5 protein-coding genes are annotated in these 4,069 nt (G+C 73.2%); all 5 read right to left on the bottom strand.

The genetic code is table 11. From position 1 onward, the window contains the following. Positions 1 to 276 precede the first annotated feature (276 nt). The gene (locus D6689_20720; GenBank protein ID RMH37741.1) at positions 277 to 1,053 is read right to left on the bottom strand and encodes a methyltransferase domain-containing protein; all 777 of its coding nucleotides are present in this window, start codon (positions 1,051 to 1,053) and stop codon (positions 277 to 279) included. After that, a complete protein-coding gene (locus tag D6689_20715) occupies positions 1,050 to 1,607 on the bottom strand; it encodes a DJ-1/PfpI family protein (GenBank protein ID RMH37740.1) in 558 nt (185 codons plus the stop codon). Before D6689_20715 ends, D6689_20720 begins: the two co-directional genes overlap by 4 nt. Before the next feature lie 147 nt (positions 1,608 to 1,754). After that, complete coding sequence (locus D6689_20710; GenBank protein RMH37739.1) at positions 1,755 to 2,981, bottom strand: MBL fold metallo-hydrolase; 1,227 nt, start codon at positions 2,979 to 2,981, stop codon at positions 1,755 to 1,757. A gap of 4 nt (positions 2,982 to 2,985) precedes the next feature. Then, on the bottom strand, positions 2,986 to 3,615 hold the full coding sequence (locus D6689_20705; protein ID RMH37742.1) for a class I SAM-dependent methyltransferase: 630 nt from the start codon (positions 3,613 to 3,615) through the stop codon (positions 2,986 to 2,988). Positions 3,616 to 3,800: 185 nt separating this feature from the next. Beyond that, on the bottom strand, positions 3,801 to 4,069 hold a 269-nt coding region (locus D6689_20700; GenBank protein ID RMH37738.1), incomplete at its 5' end, for a hypothetical protein.

Raw genomic sequence — 4,069 nt, 5'->3', positions numbered from 1 at the left:
CGGGTGCGGGCATCACTTGACTCAATCAACCCGGAGGCGGGCCTCCGCTGCGGGTGGCCGCGCGCCCCGTCCGCCGAGTGCACCGCGCCCCGCGGCCGCCAGGAGGCTGTTGCGTAGAGGCGCGCCAGCGAGGTTGCGAGATGCGAGGCGAGGTTCGGCGCACGCCCGTAGCGCGCAATGGCGCGTATCAACATACGGTACCGAAGGGCGCGAGGACGTACGCCGAAGATCGCCGGCAGATCGCGACCGCAGCCAGCGGCTATGCGCAACAGCCTCCTATCCGCGCCGGCCCCACACGAACAGCCGCTGGAACGGAAACACGAAGGGACGCGCGTCCGGCAGCGCGTCCATCAACCGTTGCCGGTACCGCGCGACGAACGCGTCGAACACGTCGGGCGCCAGCCTCCGCCGGTAGTCGGTCAGCGTGGACCCCTTGACCCACTCGACGACCGCCTCCGGCCCGGGGAGCTCGTGCGTGTATACCCGCAGCCACACGTCGACCTCCGCGAACCCGAATCGATGCAGCAGATCGGCGTACGCCCACGGCGGCAGCACCGGGCTCTCGCGCACGTACCCGCCGAGCGCGTCGGCAAACGGCGTCTCGCGCGCGACCTCGGCCAGCACCGTGTGCGACGGATAGGTGTCGTTGCACGGAATCTGCACGGCGAGCTGCCCGCCGGACGCCACGCGCGACGCGAGGTTCGCGAACAAACTCGCGTGGTCGGGCAGCCAGTGCAGCGCCGCGTTGGAAAACACGAGGTCGTACGGCGCGCCGTCGCGGTAGCTGGCCAGGTCGGCGCACACGAACGACACCCCGTCGCCGGCGTAGCGGTCGCTGCCGGCCAACATTTCGCGGGACGCGTCGACGCCGACGGTGGCGGCTGCGCCGAGCCGCTCGTGCAACTCGCGGGTGAGCGCGCCCGAGCCGCAGCCGAGGTCGACGACCCGCATGTTCGGGCTCGGCAGCACGCGGGCGAGCAAGTCGTAAAACGGCTGCGCGCGCTCGCGGCGAAACCGGGCGTACTGGTCGGGATTCCAGGGATCGCCGGTCATCCGCGCGCGACGAGCATCCGCTCGCCCAGCGCGCGCGCGACGTCGTCCCCCTTGAGTGCGGCGACCAGCGCCAGCGCGAACGCCAGCGCCGTGCCGGGACCGCGGCTCGTGATCACCCGGTCGTCGACCACGACCGCGTCCTCGCAGTACTGCGCGCCCTCGAGGTACCGGTCGAAGCCGGGGTAGCTCGTCACCTTGTGCCCGGAATGCACGCCGGCGGCCGCAAGTGCCATCGGCGCGGCGCAGATCGCCGCGGTGTAGCCGCCGCGCTCGCGCACGGCGCGCAGGAGCGCGCGCACGCGCTCGCTGTCCGCGAGGTGTTGCGCGCCCGGCAGGCCGCCCGGCAACGCGACCATCGCGAGCTGATCCGGGTCCACGTCGTCGAGCGCCGTCGTCGCCACGATCGCGATGCCGTGCGAACCCTCGACCGGCCCGGGCCGCTCGCCCGCCACGATCACCGGGATGTCGGCCCGGCGGAGCACGTCGATGATCGTGACCGCTTCGATCTCCTCGAACCCGCTGAGCAGCGGGACCAACACGTTGTCCTGTGCCATGGCTGCCGATGATACCGGGTCGCCGGCGTCGCGCGGCGACGGAGTGCAGCGAACCGCACCCGTCGTTCGCCGGACCCGCTGCGGCTGCCCGGCGCGCGGCCGGCGGTCGAGCCGGCCACGACGCCGCCGCCCCGGGCGTCCGCGGCCCTACTCGTCGGCGGCCGCGCGGAAGATGCTGCGCGCCATCAGGCTCGTCTCGCGCTCGGCGCGCGCCCGATAGACGGCGCGGCGGACGTCGCGGACCCCGGCGTCGTCCGGCGCCGCCAAGGCGGCGAACTCGGCGAGCGACGCGGCCAGATCGAGCCGTCCCTCGGCGGCGAGCGCCTCGGCCCGCGCCGCGAGCGCCGCCGCCCCGCCAGCCAGCGCCGCCAGTTCGGCGGCGAGGTCGGCATCGCGCGGCGGCTTCAGGTGCGCCGGATTGCCGTCGTACCAGCCGCCGTACAGCCGCCACAGGTTCCGCACGACGAACGCCGGCTCGTCGTAGACCGGCCGCAGATAGGGCCGCGACAGCAGGTCGTCGGGCACGCGCACGGCGTGCAAGATGTCGTCGAGGCGCGCGCCTTCGTTCATCAGCGCGAGCGTCTGGTCGACCAACGTCTCGAGCAGCCGCGCGGTGTCGCCGAGCGCGCGATCCACGCGGTCGGGCCCGAAGATCGGCGGCCCGTGGCCGGGAAACAGCGTCTCGGCGCCGAGCGCCTGCATCGCGCGCAGCGCCGCCGCCCACTCGCGCGGGTAGCGCTGCACCTTCTGCGGATTGCCGCAGTTGGGCGACGCCCAGATGAACAGGTCGCCGGTGCAGATCGCCTTGCGCTGCGGCAACCACACCCACGTGTGGTCGTCCGTCTCGCCCCGGTCGTGGTGCAGTTCGAGCGTCACGCCGCCGACGTCGACGGTCAGCGTGTCGCGGTAGGTCACGTCGGGATAGCGGTACTCGGTCGGCCACCGGATCCCGGGCGTGCGGAACTGGCGCGCGTTGATCACCTCGTTGTAGCCCGCGGTGAGTTGATAGCGGTCGAAGCGGGCAGGCACCGCCTCGTGCGCGATCACGCGGGCCGGGCCGTCGGCGCGCTCGAACGGCCCCAGCCCGAATGCGTGGTCGACGTGCCCGTGGGTGTAGATCGCCGTGTGCACCCGATCCTGCGTCCATCGGCGGATCGCGTCGAACGTGGCGCCCGCAAACAGGTGCCCGCCCGTGTCGATCAACACCAATCCCTCGCCCGTGCGGATGGCCGTGACGTTGGAAAAGCTCGACAGAAACGCGAGGTCGTCGTCGAGCGCCTCGAGTCCGGCGAACAGCCACAGCGGGTTCTTGTCGCCGGAGAACTGTTCGTCGCCGTTCCACAACTTCTCGGAAAACTCGCGGACGCGTCCCATCGTGTCACTCCCTTGCTGCGATCTGCAGCGACATGTGGCGATCGGAATCGACGGCGATCTCCGCGTGGGCCAGGCCGACCTCGTCGGCCATCGCGCGCAGTTCGTCGACGGTGAGCGCGGCGCACAGACTCGCGCGAAACAACTCGCGCTGGCGCGGCGTGCAATCGGCGGCGTGACGCGCGACCAGGGCGTCCACTTCCGCCTCCGTGGCCGGACGCATCAGGTCGCGAATCAACAGGGCGCCGCCGGGCCGCAACACGCGCGCGGCCTCGGCCAGAAACGGCCGCGGGTCGGGGATGTGGTGCAAGATCGTGTTACTGAACACCGCGTCGTAGGCGCCAGTCGGCTCGTCGAGCGCCTTGGCGTCGGCGATGCGGAACGTGACCCGCGCTGCGTGCGGCGACTGCGCGCGGCGCCGCTCGGCGACCGCGAGCATGTGGCGCGACAGATCGACGCCGACGACCTGTGCGTCCGGGTCGCGCTCGCACACGAGCAGCGGGATGTGCCCCGGGCCGGTGCCGATGTCGAGCATGCGCCCGCGCGCCCCCAGGGCGAACAGGCGGTCGACGAACGCCCGATTCGGCTCGGAGTGGTCCATCGCATCGTAGTCCGCCGCCTCCTCGGCGGTGTCCATGACCTCGGGTTCGAGCGTGCGCTCCACCGCATCAGCTTAAAACGGATGGCCCGGCCCGGGCGGGGCCGCGCTCGGCAAATCCACAGCGGCCGGACGTTGCGTCGCGCGCGGGGCGGCCGCCGGGAATAGGCGGCCCGGCCCGAGCGGTCGACTCCGCGCATGGCCGCGACCGATCGCGACTCCTTCTACGTGCCGTGCCCCGCGTGCGGCGGCGACGTCCACCGCATTGCCCGCCGGTGCAAGCACTGCGGGGCCGACCTGCGGGCGCGGCGCGATGCGTCCGGCGCGACGGGCGCACCCGCGCCGGACGCGAGCACACCGCCGACCCCGCACGCGAGCGCCGCCGCCGCGCCGACCGGGACCGCGAGCGCCGCCGCCGCGCCGACCGGGACCGCGAGCGCCGCCGCACCGACCGCCAGCGCGAGCGCCGCGCCGACCGCGGCCGCGAGCGCCG

The organism is Deltaproteobacteria bacterium (assembly GCA_003696105.1).
Classification (GTDB): Bacteria; Myxococcota_A; Polyangia; order Haliangiales; family J016; genus J016.
The sequence above is the reverse complement of the archived record's forward strand: the minus strand, read 5'-3'. Positions and strand labels throughout refer to the sequence as shown.